Source organism: Sorangium sp. So ce1335, from assembly GCF_051521615.1.
In the GTDB taxonomy this organism is placed as follows: Bacteria; Myxococcota_A; Polyangia; order Polyangiales; family Polyangiaceae; genus Sorangium.
On record NZ_CP150363.1, the window covers coordinates 439,896 to 455,436 of the forward strand.

13 protein-coding genes are annotated in these 15,541 nt (G+C 72.9%); 6 read left to right on the top strand and 7 right to left on the bottom strand.

Going from position 1 to position 15,541, the window contains the following annotated elements; genetic code table 11:
• Positions 1-35: 35 nt before the first annotated feature.
• On the bottom strand, positions 36-1,211 hold the full coding sequence (locus tag WMF24_RS01515) for an ABC transporter permease (RefSeq protein ID WP_437734550.1): 1,176 nt from the start codon (positions 1,209-1,211) through the stop codon (positions 36-38).
• 68 nt (positions 1,212-1,279) lie between these two features.
• On the opposite strand from WMF24_RS01515, the gene WMF24_RS01520 reads away from it, so the two are divergent.
• Positions 1,280-1,714: a GFA family protein gene (locus tag WMF24_RS01520; protein ID WP_437734551.1), complete on the top strand. Its 435-nt coding sequence runs from the start codon at positions 1,280-1,282 to the stop codon at positions 1,712-1,714.
• Between the two features lie 35 nt (positions 1,715-1,749).
• On the opposite strand, the gene WMF24_RS01525 is transcribed toward WMF24_RS01520, so the two are convergent.
• Positions 1,750-5,268 (bottom strand): PD-(D/E)XK nuclease family protein, encoded by a 3,519-nt coding sequence (locus WMF24_RS01525; RefSeq protein WP_437734552.1) that lies wholly within the window; start codon positions 5,266-5,268, stop codon positions 1,750-1,752.
• Positions 5,269-5,596: 328 nt separating this feature from the next.
• Between WMF24_RS01525 and WMF24_RS01530 the strand changes: the two genes are divergently transcribed.
• The 5 genes from WMF24_RS01530 to WMF24_RS01550 all read left to right on the top strand — a co-directional run bounded on the left by WMF24_RS01530 (position 5,597) and on the right by WMF24_RS01550 (position 8,677).
• Positions 5,597-5,794: a type II toxin-antitoxin system HigB family toxin gene (locus WMF24_RS01530; RefSeq protein ID WP_437734553.1), complete on the top strand. Its 198-nt coding sequence runs from the start codon at positions 5,597-5,599 to the stop codon at positions 5,792-5,794.
• Positions 5,795-5,804: 10 nt separating this feature from the next.
• Positions 5,805-6,236 (top strand): helix-turn-helix domain-containing protein, encoded by a 432-nt coding sequence (locus tag WMF24_RS01535; protein WP_437734554.1) that lies wholly within the window; start codon positions 5,805-5,807, stop codon positions 6,234-6,236.
• Between the two features lie 162 nt (positions 6,237-6,398).
• Positions 6,399-6,659, top strand: coding sequence for a UPF0175 family protein (locus WMF24_RS01540; RefSeq protein WP_437734555.1), 261 nt, complete (start codon positions 6,399-6,401; stop codon positions 6,657-6,659).
• A gap of 336 nt (positions 6,660-6,995) precedes the next feature.
• Positions 6,996-7,472, top strand: a complete 477-nt coding sequence (gene ribD / locus WMF24_RS01545) for a bifunctional diaminohydroxyphosphoribosylaminopyrimidine deaminase/5-amino-6-(5-phosphoribosylamino)uracil reductase RibD (RefSeq protein ID WP_437734556.1) — start codon at positions 6,996-6,998, stop codon at positions 7,470-7,472.
• A 254-nt stretch (positions 7,473-7,726) separates the two neighbouring features.
• Entirely contained in the window at positions 7,727-8,677 is a 951-nt protein-coding gene (locus tag WMF24_RS01550) for a S1 family peptidase (protein ID WP_437734557.1), read from the top strand.
• 24 nt (positions 8,678-8,701) lie between these two features.
• Here the strand turns inward: WMF24_RS01550 and WMF24_RS01555 are convergent, their stop codons facing one another.
• From WMF24_RS01555 to WMF24_RS01575, 5 genes are all read right to left on the bottom strand, one after another.
• Positions 8,702-11,539, bottom strand: coding sequence for a hypothetical protein (locus WMF24_RS01555; protein ID WP_437734558.1), 2,838 nt, complete (start codon positions 11,537-11,539; stop codon positions 8,702-8,704).
• Between the two features lie 266 nt (positions 11,540-11,805).
• Positions 11,806-12,432 carry an L-2-amino-thiazoline-4-carboxylic acid hydrolase gene (locus WMF24_RS01560; protein WP_437734559.1) on the bottom strand — a complete coding sequence of 209 codons (627 nt, stop codon included), beginning with the start codon at positions 12,430-12,432 and terminating at the stop codon, positions 11,806-11,808.
• Positions 12,433-12,726: 294 nt separating this feature from the next.
• Complete coding sequence (locus WMF24_RS01565; RefSeq protein WP_437734560.1) at positions 12,727-14,010, bottom strand: radical SAM protein; 1,284 nt, start codon at positions 14,008-14,010, stop codon at positions 12,727-12,729.
• Between the two features lie 68 nt (positions 14,011-14,078).
• The gene (locus WMF24_RS01570; RefSeq protein WP_437734561.1) at positions 14,079-14,495 is read right to left on the bottom strand and encodes a GAF domain-containing protein; all 417 of its coding nucleotides are present in this window, start codon (positions 14,493-14,495) and stop codon (positions 14,079-14,081) included.
• 57 nt (positions 14,496-14,552) lie between these two features.
• Entirely contained in the window at positions 14,553-15,488 is a 936-nt protein-coding gene (locus WMF24_RS01575; RefSeq protein ID WP_437734562.1) for a C-type lectin domain-containing protein, read from the bottom strand.
• Positions 15,489-15,541 lie beyond the last annotated feature (53 nt).

Sequence of the window (15,541 nt, forward strand, 5' to 3'; positions counted from 1 at the left end):
GAGCGTGAGAGAGCGGATGAGATGCGGCGATGGCCTCAGTTCGACGGCTTCGGCATCGTGAACACCATCGCTTCCTCGTCGGCTTCGAGGTCGTTGACGTTCCAGTAGATCGACCCGCAGTCGACGGCGATCTCGAAGAAGTACGGCTCCCCCGTCGCGAGGGTGATCGGATTGCCCTCGCCGATGCGCGCCCTCCGGACCTCGCCCTTCCCGTCGCTGTTCATGTAAACGGTCCAGTAGACAGACTCGTCGTCGACCGCGAGCGACTTGGAGACGGCCTGATTGTCGACCGTGTAGGTGAACGGCGGGGCGTCGAGCGAGGCGTCCGTCGCCTTGGACTGGACCGCGCCGCTGTCGTCCGTCACCCAGTACAGGACCCCGTTGGCGAGGACGATCTCGGTCGGGCTGCCGTTCGTCTCCGCGAACACCTCGGCGGTGGCGCCGAGCGGGTCTGTCGTCGTGCGCAGGATCTGGTGCGCCTGGTAGTCCGACCAGTAGACGTGCGTCGCGTCGGCGGCGATGCCGATCGGGTTGCCGCCGGAGGCGACCTGCTCGGCGAGGCTCTGGCTGCCGTCGGCCTTCGCCCGCCAGACGGCCTGGGGCACCTGGGTCACCCAGTAGACGCTGTCACCGAACGAGGCGATCCGGCCGTAGGCGGGGTAGACCGAGCCCTCTTCCAGCGGCGGGACCTCCGCGATCTGGATCGGGCTCGTGCTCGGCGGCTCGATGGAGATCCCGAGCACGTCGCCGTTGCTCCAGTTGAGCCACGAGAGCTGTCCGCCCGAGTAGGTGACCCAGGACGTCTCCCCGAACCCGAGGGTGCCGGGGAGCGTGCGCGCCGCCCCGCCGTCCTTCGGGATGGACATGATGGCCTCGCTGTTCGCCAGGAGCACGGCGTCCCGGGTGACGACCATGCCCTTCGGGTTCCTCCCGAGCTCTCCGGGCATCCGCGTCACCGGGCACTCGCCCGCGGTGCAGCTCGACGGCGCACACGAGGGCGTGCCCCCGGCCGCGCCGCCCTCACCGCCGTGGCCGCCGGAGCCCGACGTCGCCGGCGCCGCCCCGCCGCCCCCGGACTCCGTGCTCGCCGTCGTCGAGGACGAGGAGGTGTTCGCCTCCGTGCCGGGCTCGATGCCGAAGATGAGATTGCAGCCGGTGCCCGCCGCCGCGAGCGCGAGCAGGGAGCAGGGCAGAGCGCGCTTGCTGTACATGATGCGATGTATAGAACGCCGGCGCGGCGCCGGCTACGATGCCCTCCGGAACCTCTCGTGGAGGCGATATGCAAGCTGGATCCGAGCGCGTCCGGAGCGGCGGCTGCTCCTGCGGCGCGGTGCGCTTTCGTGTTCGCGGTGAGCCCATCCGTGTAGGGCTGTGCCACTGCGCGGACTGCAGGAAGGTGACGGGCAGCGTCTTCCTGGCGTTCGCCATATGGCCGTGGGCGAGCTTCGAGCTCACGGGCGAGACGAGGTGCTGGGATGGACGCAGCTTCTGCCCGACGTGCGGATCTCGGCTGTTCTCGCTGCGCGAAGAGGAGGGTGAGGCCGAGATCAAGCTGGGGTGTCTGGACGAGGCGCCGATGGATCTCGCGCCGACCTACGAGCTCTGGATCAAGCGCCGCGAGCGCTGGCTGCCCGCCCTCGCGGGCACGGAGCAGCACGTGGAAGACCCGCCGTGGGTGACCGGCGGATCGAGCGCGCCCGCAAAGCCCGGGTGACTGGCACCCTCGCCGCGCCCGGGCGCGGCGCGCGCTCAGGCCAGCCGGCGGAGCTGCTCCAGCCGACGGCGCTGGTCGATGTCGCGCCGCTTGATCTTGCCGGTCCTCAGCTCCTCGTACGGCCCGCACACCGGCCTGTAATCGCACTGCGCGCACGCGCCCTCGGCGGGCATCGGCAGGAGCGCCGCCCTGTCGATCGCGTCGCCGATGATCCCCGCCACCTGCGCGGCCGCCTCGCGCGCCCGCGCGTCCAGGTAGATCGGCACCTCCGTGAACCCGCCGGCGGAGGTGCAGTAATAGAGCCGCCCCGACTCGACCTGCGTCCCGGGCGGCATGAGCTTCTCCAGCGCGAGCGCGTAGAGCACCGGCTGGAGCGTCCCGCCGCCGCCGACGACAGCGTCGCGCGGCGCCCGGGCCTTGCCCGTCTTGTAGTCCGTCGCCCGCATCGCGCCCCACACGCTCCGCTCGACGAGATCGATCGACCCGCGGAGCCGCACGCCGCAGTCGAGCTCCACCGGCACGTCCGAGCTGCCCGGGTCGCGGGCGGTGAGGCGGCGCGGCAGCCCGAACGACAGCTCGAAGTGGATCGGCTCCCAGTCGCGGTCCTCCGCGGCGCGCCGCAGCCACTCGCGGAGATCGGCCCGCACCGAGGCGATGCCGTCGTCCCACACGCGCTGGATCGCGGGCGCGAGCTCGTCCGCGTAGCGCGCGGCCACGCGGTCGAGCGCCCGATCGAGCTCGGCCCGCGCCTCGTCGAGCGACGGCGGGCTCACCGGCAGCTTGCCCGCGTCGCGCAGGGCGACGAGCACCTCGTAGAGCACGTCGTGAACGAGCCGGCCGCGCTGGAGCGGGTCGAGCTCCTCGATCGCCTCGGGCGAGGGGCGCGGCGCGAGCTTGTGCACGGCGTAGAGGAAGAACCGGTAGGGGCACGCCGCGAAGTGCTGGAGCGCCGTGGGCGAGAACGAGCGGCGCCCGAACGCGTGCTTCGCGAGCGCCTCGCGCGCCTCCGCGACCGGCTTGAACAGCCCGTCGGCGCTCGTCCAGGCCGGGATCCAGCGCCGCGCGCGGAAGCGGAGCGCGCGCGCCAGGTGCGGGTTCGCGCCGAGCAGGTAGCGCGCGGTGCCGATGGTGTGCTCCTCCGGCAGGCTGAAGAGCGTCTCCAGGAGCGCGAGGTCGTGCTCCGCCGCGTCGATGGCGTCCTCGGGCCGCGCGGGCGCGGGCCAGCCGATGCGCGCGGCGCCGCCCTGCTCGGCGCGGCGCTCGAGCTCGCCGAAGCCGGGCAGCCGGCCCTCGGCGGCGCGCAGCAGCTCGAGCCCGTAGAACGACGGCACCCGCGGCCGCGACTGGTCCATGTCGACGCGCGGGTACGACACGACGAGCTTGCGCCGGGCCGCGCCGACGGCGAGCCGGAGCGCGAGCCGCTCGCGCGCCACGCGGTCGTCGCTCGTGTCGAGGCCCGAGGCGCCGCCGGCGATCGCGCGGCGGAGCGCGTCGCGGAGGATCGGGTCCTCGGCGACCTTCTGCGGGAAGATGCGCTCGGCGAGCCCGGGCACGAAGACGACGTCGAACGAGCGCCCGCGGGCGGCCTCGATGGGCGCGACGAACAGGCGGCCGTCGCGGCGGGCGGCCGGGGGCAGCACGAGATCGGTGAGGCGGTGCGCGAGGCAGAGGCGCACCTCGCCGAGGTCCACCGGGCCGACGTCGGCCATCGGCGCGAGCTCCGCGAGCACGGCGAGCACCCGCTCGGGCCGACGGAGCGCGCGCGTCGCGAGCGCCGAGAGCCTGTCGCGCCACGCGCCCCAGGTCGCGCGCTCGCCGGGGCTCGGCAGCGCCGCGAGCAGCGGCAGCGCGAAGTCGCGCAGCGCCGTGAGGTCGGCGAGCGTGCGCGAGATGCGCGATGTGTCGCGCTCCTCGGAGGCGCGCGAGAGGTCGATCCGGAGCTCCCGCTCGAAGCCGGAGAGCCGCGCCTTCCACCGATCGAGGCCGCCGATCACCGCGGCGTCGACGAGGATCCGCTCCCAGCGCCGCGGGGCGCGGAGGGTGCCGTCGTGCACCGGCGCGTCGGGGTCTGCGCCCGGCGGCGGCGCGGCCGCCGACCGCGCGTCCGGCGGGCCGGAGAGGGCGCCGTCGCCGCCGTGCGCGCCGTGCTGAGCCGGGTCGGCCGGCGTGCCCGGCGCGCCGTCGTCCACCGAGGAGGGCGCGCCGTCGTCCGCCGAGGAGGGCGCCGGCGGCTCGTCGTCGAGCCCGCCGCGCAGGAGCTCGGGGAAGAGGTCGTCGTCCGGCGGCACCCACCGGTCGGCCTCCGACGCGGCCGGCGGCGGCTCGCCGGCGGGGGTCGGATCGGGCACCTGCCCGAGCGAGAGGTACTCGGCGAAGCGCGACGCCGACAGGTGCTCGGCCGCGCACGCGAGCAGCGCGAGGAGCGCGCGCCCCGCGGGGTCGGGCTGGACCGTGCCCTGCGCGAAGTGCGCGGGGATCCCGGCCCGTCGCAGCGCCTCGACGAGGTGCGCGCGGTACTGCTCGGGCGCGCGCAGGAGGATCGCCATCCGCTCGAACGGCACGCCGGCGCGGGCCTCGCGCAGCGCGAGGCGCGCGATCTCCACGCACTCGCGGCTCTCGCCGGGCGCGGAGAGGATCTCGACCTCGTCGCCGAGCCCGGGGGCGTCGTCGGTCAGCGGGTCGAACAGGTGCTCTTGCAGGCGCGCCAGCGAGGTGCTCGGCGCCGGCGGCGGGCAGCGGCCGTCGTCGCCGTCGCCCTCGACGGCGTCGCCAGCGTCGCCGGCGCCGGCGCCGTCGTGCGCGGCCGAGACGGCGGTCAGCGAGACCCGGCGCGGCGGCGACCGGAGCGCCGCCTCGAGGTGGCGCAGCGACGCGGCGTCGCCGGCGGGCACGGTGGCGAGCGCGTCGGGCGAGCGCGCGGCGACGGCCTCGACGAGCTCGCGCTCGAGCGCGAAGCGCACGGGCAGGTCGAGCAGGAGCATCGGCAGGCCGAGCAGCGGGTGCCTCGCGCGCGGGTCGCCGCCGTCGTCGGCGCGGGCGCGCTCGGCCGCGAGGCGGAAGACGAGCGCGCGATCGGCGAGGCCCGCCTCGTCCAGGGCGGCGTCGAAGGCGCGGGCGATGCGGTCGAGGTCGGCCGGCGCGAGCGCGTCGGGCGCGACGCCGGCGAGCCGCGCCTCGTCGAGCGTGCGCGCCACGGCGCGCGGCAGCCCGGGCCTGTCCGCGACGCGGGCGAAGCGCCCGAGCTGCCCGTCCTGCGCGAGCCCGTCGATGGCGCGCGCGCACAGGGCCTCGATCGCGAGCGCGCTGGCCGGGACGAGGCCGCGCGCGGCGAGCGCCGGCATCGCGAGCGCGGCGGCGAGGCGGCCCAGCGTGAGCCGGTGCCAGCCGAAGGTGGCGCGGTGGCCGCGGAGCGACGCGCGGGCGAGCTCGCTCACGGCCTCGACCGAGGCGCCGACGAGGAGCACGCCCTCGGCGGGGCGCCGGCGGCGCAGCCAGCCCACGGCCCGATCGAGGCGGGCGGCGGCGCTCGGGGAGGTGATGAGGGCGTGAGGCACGGGGTCGCGGGGGTGGAAGCGGCGGAGGCCGGAAGGGGCGGGGGAGGCCGCTGCACGAGGGTGCAGTTCGGCGCAGGTGCGGTGGAGTGTGAAGCAGAACGGAGGGGGAGGAAACCCGCCGCGGGGCCGGGCGGGACGGCGCTCGGGCGGGGCCGGTCGAGGCCGCCGGGGTTGGGCCGGTCGAGGCCGCCGGATCGTAGGCCGCGGTGGCTCGCGGCCTACATGCTGGAATGCGCAGATAGGCCGTGCGGCACGGAGGATTGCGACGTTCGGCGGGCGACAGCGGAGAGCCTGATTCAGCCGCCGCTGGAGGCTGCGCTCGAAGGGGTTGCTCCCACCGCGGGAGCATGTCAAAGCCGCCTTCAGAAGCGTCGCCTTCCTCCCGAACAACCGGGTCGTGTTCGACATCAAGGGCAACAACTACCGCTTGATCGCTCAAGTCAAGTACGGTCCATTGTATCTGGTCTACATCCGATTCATCGGCACCCATGCCGAATACGACAGAGTTGATGCGACGAGCGTATGAGGGCACCGCGATGATCGAGCCTGTTGTGGATAAGGAGAGTCACGGTCGGGCGCTTCGCAGAATCGAGGAGCTCTGGGACGCCGAGCCAGGCTCGCCCGAGGCGCAAGAGCTCGATGCGCTCGCGACGCTGGTCGACGCGTACGAGCGCAAGCAGTTCCCCATTGCGCCCCCAGACCCGATCGCAGCGATCGAGGCGCGCTGCGAGCAACTCGGGTGGACTCGCAAGCAGCTCGAACCGCTGATCGGTTCCAGGGCACGGGTCTCGGAGGTCTTGGGCCGCAAACGGGCGCTCACGCTCCCGATGATCCGAAAGCTCCACGCATCGATGCAGATCCCAGCCGAAGTGCTGATCGCGCATCCGCCTCATTCGCGTGGAAAGCCGCCGCCGCGGCGAACGTCGGGACGGAGCACTCATGGCAAAGGCGCGAAACGCGCCGCGTGAACGGCGCCTTCGATCTGCCTGGAATGAGCCGCGGAGCAAGCCCATGCTGCCGACGGCGCTTCGCGCCGCGGCAGACCGGCAGATCGTCGGGCCGACGGAGCGTCGATCCACGGTCGAACGCCGGGGAGATCCTCGGGGGGCACCGGGAGGGCGTGAGACAGCATGGGATCGTTCAACCTCGAAATCCCGGACGACATCCTCGACGAGGCGCGCGTTCCGCCAGCCGAGCGGGAGGCCGTGCTCAAGCGGGAGCTCGCCGTGCAGCTGTACGCTCGCGAGCTCTTGCCCAAGGCCGCCGCTCGTCGGCTGTCGGGGATGGATCGGGTTGCCTTCGACGACCTCCTCGGGCAGCGCGGTGTCCCGTCACGGCTCACGGTCGAGGACTTCGATGAGGATCTCGCCGACCTCGCTGCGTTCCGTTGAGCCGCGGGCAGTGGCGGGCGCCAGGAGAGGTGACGACGGGGAGGCGCGAGGTCGCGGAGGCGGAAATGGCGGAGGGCCGGGAGGCGGCTGCAGCCGCGCACACCGCTGTTCGCGGCTGCAGGCCGGCGGAGCGCGCATCCGTACGGGGGTGGAGGAAACCCGCCGCGGCGCCGGGCGAGCGGGGCGGGGCGAGGCGCCGCGCCGGCCAGCCGGGGGCGGCGCTGCTCGGTCGCTGCCGACCGGCGGTCCTCCGCTATACTGGCGCCTCATGCTGTGCGACGCTGCGGCGGAACAGGTCAGCCGCCCCTCCCTGGACCGCCGTGGCCCGAGGCCGGCATGATCGACGTCGACCTTCGCTGGATGGAGCGCTGCCTCGAGCTCGCGGCGCGAGCCGCCGGGCACACCGCGCCGAACCCGATGGTCGGCTCGGTCATCGTGCGCGGCGACGAGCTCCTCGCCGAGGGGTTCCACGAGCGCGCCGGGCTGGCCCACGCCGAGGTCGACGCGCTCCGCAAGCTCGCCGGCCGCGCCGAGGGCGCCACGCTCTACGTCAACCTCGAGCCGTGCTGCCACCACGGCCGGACGCCGCCCTGCACCGACGCGCTCCTCCGCTCCGGCGTCCGGCGGGTCGTGGTCGGGATGATCGACCCGAACCCCCTCGTCTCCGGCAAGGGCGTGGCCCTCCTCGAGAGCGCCGGGATCGAGGTGGCGATCGGCGTCCGCGAGCTCGCGTGCCGCGAGCTCAATCGCGTCTACATCGCCGCCATGGCGGAGCGCAGCGCCCTGACCGATCGAGCGACCCCGGCCTCCTGACGCCGCACCCGCTCACCTCGTGAACGTCCCCGCCGTCCCGGCGGGCTCCATCGATCCGGCGAGATTCCCTCGCTCGCGCGCCATTCCAGGACCCCCGCGCTGCGCCGGCGCCGACTCGCGGTCTCGCGGGCCGCGGCGCTGGCACCACGCTTGTTATGCCCTCCGCCCAGCGGAGGACCGGAGTGGCGCAATGGTGTGCGCACCCTCACGCAATGGCCGCTCTAGACATCATTTCTAGACGGAAAGGTAGCAGTATGAAGAATGCTCTCCCGATCGCACTCCTCTGCCTCGGCGCGCCCGGCTGCGCGGATATGCTGGCCGGGGACGAGGGCGAGCAACCCGTGCTCACGTCCCAACAACGCATCGTCGGAGGCGCCGTGGACACAGCGCACGCCTATGTCGTGGGCGTGGGCAACCGGATGCGGGCGTACTGCACCGGGACGGTCATCTCGCGGCGCACCGTGATCACGGCGGGGCACTGCACCACCGGCGCCACGCGGGTCTACTTCGGCACCAACCTCGGATGGCGCTCGGCGAGCGTGCGGGTCGAAGCGTCGAGGAGGCACCCCGCGTTCGACTCGGCCACCCTCGAGAACGACATCACCCTCCTCAAGCTGGAGAGCGACGCGCCCGTGCAGCCCGCGCCGCTCCTGCGCGAGTCGATGGAGAACAACGGCTGGTACGTCGGGCCGGAATACACCTTCGTCGGCTACGGGGTCACCGACGGCGTGGCAGGGACGGGGTTCGGCACGCGCCGTGTCGCCACGTTCCCCATCCTGGCGGTCGGGCCCGCCCGTGTGGGCGGCACGCCGGGGACCATCACCGAGAACCAGTTCTATTACCAGGTCCCGGCCATGAACACGTGCGCCGGCGACTCCGGAGGTCCGGCGTTCCTCGTGCGCTGGGGCGTGGAGCGCCACGCCGGCGTGACCTCGTTCGGCGACGACCCGTGCACCCTCGACGGGGTGCAGGCGCGCACGGATCACCACCAGATCGCCCGGTTCATCCAGCCGACCCTCGACGAGTTCGAGGCGGACAACCCGTGCCGCGCGGACGGCCTCTGCGAGGCGTCGTGCGATGTCGGCCCCGAGGTCATCGACCCCGATTGCGCCGAGCACCACTGCGGCGCAGACGGCGTGTGCTCGCTGGCCTGCGTGCTGCCCGCCGACCCGGACTGCGCGCTCGACGACGCGCCGGAGGGGTGAAGAGGGGCGCTCGCGCGGCGGCGCTCAGGGCGTGTCGGAGGGGTCCGCCGGGTCGCTGCCGGCGGCCCGCTCGTCGCCGTCGAGGAAGCCGTCCTCGTCGCGATCGACGCCGATGCGGTAGCCCGATCCCGGCGGCGCGCACGTGTACGTCACCGCGCGCCCCGCCGCGACAGCGAGCTTTCGGAGCGCCGTGTCCGGGAGGGGCGGCAGGGCCGTCCGGTCGACGGCGAAGCGCCCTCCTCCGGTGTAGAGAAAGCCGATCTCCTGCAGGAGAAGGTGGCTCTTGGCGACGAGATCGCACTCGCCCGCCTCGGCCCGGGCGATCAGCAGATCGATGCGCGGCCCGGCGACGGCCTGGTTCCCGGAGCGCAGCGTCACCTGCTGGCCGACGATCGGCGCGACGTTCGAGTCGAAGGCGAGGACGAACGCCTCGAGCTGGCGGCGGACGAGGTCGCCGGCCGGTGAGTCCGGGAGGCCGTTCGGGTTGTCGGGGAACGTGCCGAACTGGTTCGTGAAGCCGGTGAACGGCGAGAAGCCCATCCCGCGGAAGAACCGGAACAGCGTGTCGAAGCTCCCGTCGTGCAGGAAGCCGAACCCGCGCACCTGATCTCCCTTGTGATCGTTGTCGCCCGGCAGGATGCCGAACATCGGCGCTGCCATCCCGAACATCCCGACCTTCTGGTACATGTTGCGCAGGTGCGGCGTCTTGATGAGCTGCGGCTGGAAGTCGAACGTCATGTTGCCGTCCGTGCCGAAGAATCCTGGCTTCTCGGCGCCGGGATTGCCGTCCGGATCGAGGACGTGGCACCCATTGCAGACGGCCGTCCCGTCCAGGTTGCTGTTGAAGAACGTGTCGCGCCCGGCCTGCTGATCGGGCGTGAGCGCGTTGTCGAGGCGGCGGATCGGGTTGGGCGGGTAGGTGACCTGGAGGATGAAGTCCGCGAACGCCTCCATGTCGGCGGCGGGGATGTGGCTGCTGCGGCCGAGCAGGTCGGTGAAGCCGTCCTGGAACTTCATGAACCCGGCGCGCTCGTCGTACGAGCCGCTGTCCGGCTGCGCGGTCGGCGCGTCGTTGCCGCCCGTGCGGTCGCCGCGCCAGTGCATGGGGCCGTGGTTCGCCATGCCCCGCAGGCTCTGGGTCGTCGTCGGGCCCTTCATCGGGTGAAACTCCTGCGCCATCGGCTGCTGCGTGAACAGGTTGAGCAGCGGGCCGACGAACGGGCCCGGGTTGTTCAGGACCGCCGCGTCCGGATTGCCGAGATCCCACCCGAGGCTGTCGAGGTCGCCGAAGACATGGCAGCTCGCGCACGACGAGTCGCCGTGCGCCGAGCTCGATCGCGCGTCGTAGAGGAAGCGCCGCCCGGCCGTGACGCTCGGCGGCTCGGGGTTGTACATGGGGACGTGCGCTTCCTCGACCCCGGTCGCCGTGTCGACGATCGAGATCGCGTTGTCGAAGCGGGTGAGCACGAAGAGCTGGCCTCGCGCCTCGTCCAGCGCGAGCCCGGACGGCCCGCCGCCGCTCACCTCGATGTGGTCGGCCGCGTCGGGGACGAACGTGTCGTCCTCGAGCGCGGCCGTGCTGAACACGCCGACCTTGCTCGATCCGAGCGCGGCCACATAGAGCGTCGCGCCGTCGCTCGTCACCGCCATGTCGACAGGCTGGGCCAGGCTCGTCTCGCTCTCCGCGTTCGGCGTCGGGGCGCAGCAGACGGCGTAGTCGATGTGCTTGTTGAGGTGCCGCGGGGCGACGCGCGGGGTCGTGTCGTCCGCGCCGAGCACGGTGACGCGGCTCTCGTGCAGGTGCCCCCGCAGGCTCTGCCCGGCGAAGACGCCGGGGCCCTCGAACCGCCGCTCGTTCCTCGCGTCCGTGTTGGAGACGTAGACCTTCCCGTTCACCGGGTTGACGACCATGTTGAAGAGGATCGTCCCGACCCCGGTGAAGCGGCCAGAGGGCCCGGCGACGGGCGCCGGGGGGCTCGCCATCGCGTCGATGGCGAACACGTCCCTGTCGGGCAGCGAGAACCTCACCTGGTCGTCCCAGCGCCGGCCGAGCTCGTCGACCCAGTGCGCGCCGTCGAACTTGACGATGAGGCTGACCTCGGGCGCCGGATCACCGTACGCGTTGGTCGTCGGGCCCGGTGAGCCGCCGTTCGCCGCGCCGCCGTCGGGCACGAGCAGCTCGGTGACGACGGTCGTCTGGTTGCCCGAGTGGAAGCCGGCGGCGTAAACGCGGGTGCCGTCGGGCGTGGCGGCGAGCGCGCGCGGGGTGTCCGTGAAGAGGGTGAGGATCGTGAGCGGGGTGCCGCCGAGCGTCGCGCCCAGGTGGTTCGCGTCGAACACCCAGACGTCGGCCCGGCCCACGCCCGGCGTCGTGAGCTGCGGGTCGTTCGGGTTGTTCTGGCCGCGGTGCGCGGCCGTGATGAAGGCGCGGCGCCGCCCGGGGCCCGCGAACACGATGTCCCGCGGCTCGTCGCCGACGAGCAGCGTGCGCTCGACGTGGCCGCCGAACCCGCCGGCCGCGACGCGGACGACGCTCACGCTGTCGGACACGTGGTTCACGACCCACACCTCGGTCTCGCTCCGCGCCGCGACGGCGACCGGATCGATCCCGACCGGGATCGAGCCCCTGTGGGCGAGCGCGCCGTCGTGGACGCGGAAGATCTCGAGGCGACCATCCGGTGTGTTGAGCGCGAACAGCAAGCGTCCGCTGGGAGAGAGCGCGAGCGGGCGCACCTGCCCGCTCTCGAAGAGCGTGTAAGAAGGGTCGGCCAGCGCCGGCGCGCTTGCCGCGAGGACAGCGGCGGACGCCGCGGCGAACAGGGGTCGTGCGGCAGTCCTCCGCAGGGCGAAAGGTGACTTCATGGGGCCTCCTCGAGGAGTGATGTCAGGGAGCGAGCCGGAGTCGGTCCATCATCGACCAGGTGACGCGCTCTCGCGCTCTCCGAGCATCGAATCAGCGCCCATGTCGAGGCGCCGAGCGCCCTGGCGCGCCGCACCACGGGCGCGCCGCGCGTCAGGCTCGCAGGGCGTCGGCCGGCGGACGTCGAGCGGCGAGCCCCCGGCGTCCCGCGCACGGCCGAGCTGGCGCCCGGTGCGCAGAACGGTGGTCTCCTGTGAGGCCGTATCGGCTACTTCTTCGCCATCACGTAGCGGAAGTCGCACCGCTCGGCGCCCGTGCCGAGCGTCCCCGTGCGGTGGAGCTCGATGCCGTGGAGCGCTTGCACCTGGAGGTCGTCGAGCCGGCAGATCATCGGGACGACCTCCGGCGCGCCGTGCCGCCGCGCGAACGTCACGAGCGGGCACTCGCGCACGTCGAAGGCGAGGAGGGCGCCGGCGTCGCTGGCCCGGTCGAGGCGGAAGCCGCCCGGCTCGCGCGCGAGCATGCGCTTCAGGAGCAGGCTCCGCGCGGGCTTCAGCCGGAGCACGACATCCATGGCGGCGCCGAGGAGCGGGCTCCGGCTCCGCTGCTTGCGGTGAAACGCGAGCAGCATGTCCTCGGTGAGGCGCAGGGCCGGCTCCCGATCCACGCCGAGGTCGTCGTGGAGCGCCTGGTAAATCGCGAGCACGGCCGGGCCGAGCTCGAAGAGCTTGCGATTCATGCTGCTCCGGAAGCGAGGTATCGTCTCCTCCAGCGCGAGATACCGCTCCTTGGCGTGCGTGTGGAGCTCCGCCGCGCTCTCTTCGCCGAGCTCGCGAATCGCGACGTACCGGCCTTCCGTGAGGATCTGAGCAAGACGTTCGGACGGCGACGACATGGTCCCAAATTACCACATGGGGTGCCCTGGTAAACTTTCATCGTCGACGCCTCGCCGAGGAAAGCACCTGTCGACGTGGCCGGCCTGGCCGGCCAGCAGGCCAGTCGCGCTGGCCGGCCAGCAGGCCAGTCGCGCTGGGCGGTCAGCTTGTCAGTATGGAAGTCGGCCAGCCCGTCGGTCGGCTCGGCCGGCACGCATCTCCATGCATCTCGTCGAAATGAGGCAGACGCCCCGCGGAAACACGTCCCGGACGGTGCGTATCCTCCGCAGACCCGGGGCGCTCGGACGGGAGCGCTACGCGGCGGACTGTCCCCACAGGCCGGGCACGCGCGTCCCGCACGAGGGGCACGCGCCGCCGGACAGGAGGACCTCCTGCGTCTCGTAGTTGAACCGCCGCACGACGACCTCGTAGCAACCCGGACAGCGCGTATGCGAGAGCTCGCGCACGCGGTCGGCCACGTTGCTGACGTAGACGTACTTCATGCCGCGGGCATAGGCGACGCCGGCCACGTCCACGAGGAGCGCCGGGTCGGTCATCGCGCGGTCGCGCATCTTGTAGCGCGGGTAAAAGGCGTTGAGGTGCCAGGGGATGTCCGGGTCGACCCGGGCGATCTCGGCCCCGAGGGCGCGGAGGCCGTCGGGCTTGTCGTTGAAGCCGGGGACGACGAGCGTCACGACCTCGACCCAGTAGCCGAGGCGCCGGGCCTCGCCGATGGCCGCGAGCACGGGCTCAACGCGGCCGCCGAGCGTCCGGTACTGGTCGGCGCTCCACCCCTTCAGGTCGACGCGGAAGACGTCGGCGACAGGGCGCATGTACTCGAGCGCCTCGGGCGTCGTGTTGCCGTCCGAGATCAGCGCCGTGACGAGCCCCCGCCGCCGCGCCTCGGTGAAGACGGCCCGCGCCCACTCCGCCGTGATCATCGGCTCGTTGTAGGCGCTCGCGAGCACCTCGCAGCCCGCCGCGACGGCCACCTCGACGAGGTCCGCCGCGCTGATGTCGATCGGCTCGCCGTCGCTCCCGGGCTCGCGCAGCGCCTGCGAGACCTTCCAGTTCTGGCAATAAGGACAGCGGAGATCGCACCCGAACATCCCGAACGTGAGCGACCGCGCGCCGGGGCGCACATGGAAGATCGTGTTCGTCTCGACCGAGCGCACGTAATGGCGAGCGACGTACCCGAACGGGACGCGGAGCTCACCGTCCTGCTCGAAGCGGATCCCGCACGCGCCCGCGCGCCCGGGCGCGAGGACGCAGCGGTGCGCGCACGCGGTGCACCGGAGATACCCCTCCTCCGGCCCCCGCTCGTAGAGCGCGCCGGGCACGGTGCGGCGGGCGAGCTTCGCCGTGAGCGGCTCGCCGTCCCCGGCCCCCTCGACGGCGCACCCGGAACCGGAAGCAGAGGGAGCAGAATACGCGGGCTCGCCGGCAGCGCACCCGGAACCGGAAGAGGAAGCGGCCTCGCCCGAAGGCCCGTGGGCGGGCCCGCGCACGAGGTCCTCGAGGCGGACGTGCGGCCGGGCGCCCGGCTCCGGCGGATCGTCGAGGGGTGCTTGCGGCGCGCCGCCGTCGTTCGTCTCCATGGAACGGCGCGCATCGTCGCATCGGCGGCGCGAAAGACAAGGGCCCGGCGCCCGGCCGAGCGACGCTGTCAGGCCGGCAGCGCGCCCGCGGCCTCGGCGAGCCTGGCGAGCTCTTCTTCACCGAGCTCGCGCTCGCCGGCGAACGCGATCCCCACGACGGCGCGCACGCCCGTCGCGGCGTCGCGCACCGGCAGGGCCACGGCGGCCTGCGCCGCGACCGCCCTGGCCCCCGGCCGGACGTCGCCGGACGTGTCCGTCTGCAGATTGCATGTCTGCACGGGCTCGCCGCGCTCCCAGGCGAGCCCGGCCATGCCCTTGCCGCGCGGGACGCGGCGCGTGATCTCCTGCACCTTGTCGGGGATGTTCACGGCGGCGGCCAGCGCGAGCGCGTCCCCCTCGACGAGGTGCACGGTGCCGGCGATGCCCCCGTTGTCAGCGACGAAGCTCCGCAGCCACGGCTCGAACGACTCTCGGCGCGCATCCATGCCCGCACCCTCGACCGGCGCGGCGCGCGCGTCAACCGCGGGGCCCGCGCGGGGCCGTCAGTCGGACTCGCAGATGAAGCGCAGGTGCAGAGAGCAGGGCTCGTCGTTCCAGCCGGGCTCGGGGTAAAACCGGTTGAGCTGGGCGCAGTCCTCGTTGCCGACGTTGTTCGGCTCGAAGGGGTACCAGTTCGTGTACGACACGGCGTCGCCGCTGTCCCAGGTGAACGCGCCCTCGGAGGCCCTGTCGTTCAGGCCGATCCACCACTTCTGGGTCGAGTGCGCCGAGGCGAGGCGGTTGACCCACGCCTCCTCCTCCGCGTCGTTGAGCGTCACGAGGCTCATGCCCTGGCTCGCGCAGGTCGCCCTGGCGTCGGTCCACGACTCCTGTCCGTCGCAGAACAGGTAATCGTGCCCGTTGTGGGTCTGCATGTCGCACGTCGTCGAGCCGCAGACGACGATCGTGTGCGCGCACAGGACCGATTGGACCGTGCCGTTGATCTCGATGTCCACGTAGAAGTAGATCGTCTGCTCGACGCAGTCGTCGATGGATTGCGGCTGCGCCCCCGGCGTGCGGCTGCCGTGCTCGCGCGCGATCATCCGCTCGACCTCGAGGGCCGCGATGTCGTCGGCGGTGAGCTCGGGGATGTTCGCGGGATCCGCGGTGATCACGAAGCGCCCGTCCTGGGCCTCGAGGGGGCTGTACGGGTGAGAGAACAGGGGCGCCATCACGTCGGAGAGCGGCGCCTTGCCCTCGCCGAAGGCGATATCGACCCGGCTGAAGTCGAGCCCATCGAACGCGACGTGCGCCACCACCTCCCGCGCGCCGAGGTCGACCGAGAGCCGCTCGCCGGGCGCGAGGCGCGCGACGCTCCGGGCGTCGATCAGCACGTTCGAGGCGCCCGCCTCCTCGATCGCCGCGTCGTCGGGGGCGGCGGTGCTACAGCCCGCGAGGCCGACGGCGGCCAGCGAGACCGCGGTGAGGGGTAGCGCCACAAGTCGAGAGATCCGAGCGAGCCGTTCGAGCATGTTCCCTCCTGATGTGATGA

Excerpts from the sequence above, each read along its gene's own strand:
- WMF24_RS01515 (WP_437734550.1), bottom strand. The coding sequence starts at position 1,211 with ATGTACAGCAAGCGCGCTCTGCCCTGCTCCCTGCTCGCGCTCGCGGCG.
- WMF24_RS01520 (WP_437734551.1), top strand. The coding sequence starts at position 1,280 with ATGCAAGCTGGATCCGAGCGCGTCCGGAGCGGCGGCTGCTCCTGCGGC.
- WMF24_RS01535 (WP_437734554.1), top strand. The coding sequence starts at position 5,805 with ATGATCGAGCCTGTTGTGGATAAGGAGAGTCACGGTCGGGCGCTTCGC.
- WMF24_RS01540 (WP_437734555.1), top strand. The coding sequence starts at position 6,399 with ATGGGATCGTTCAACCTCGAAATCCCGGACGACATCCTCGACGAGGCG.
- ribD (WP_437734556.1), top strand. The coding sequence starts at position 6,996 with ATGATCGACGTCGACCTTCGCTGGATGGAGCGCTGCCTCGAGCTCGCG.
- WMF24_RS01550 (WP_437734557.1), top strand. The coding sequence starts at position 7,727 with ATGAAGAATGCTCTCCCGATCGCACTCCTCTGCCTCGGCGCGCCCGGC.
- WMF24_RS01555 (WP_437734558.1), bottom strand. The coding sequence starts at position 11,539 with ATGAAGTCACCTTTCGCCCTGCGGAGGACTGCCGCACGACCCCTGTTC.
- WMF24_RS01560 (WP_437734559.1), bottom strand. The coding sequence starts at position 12,432 with ATGTCGTCGCCGTCCGAACGTCTTGCTCAGATCCTCACGGAAGGCCGG.
- WMF24_RS01565 (WP_437734560.1), bottom strand. The coding sequence starts at position 14,010 with ATGGAGACGAACGACGGCGGCGCGCCGCAAGCACCCCTCGACGATCCG.
- WMF24_RS01570 (WP_437734561.1), bottom strand. The coding sequence starts at position 14,495 with ATGGATGCGCGCCGAGAGTCGTTCGAGCCGTGGCTGCGGAGCTTCGTC.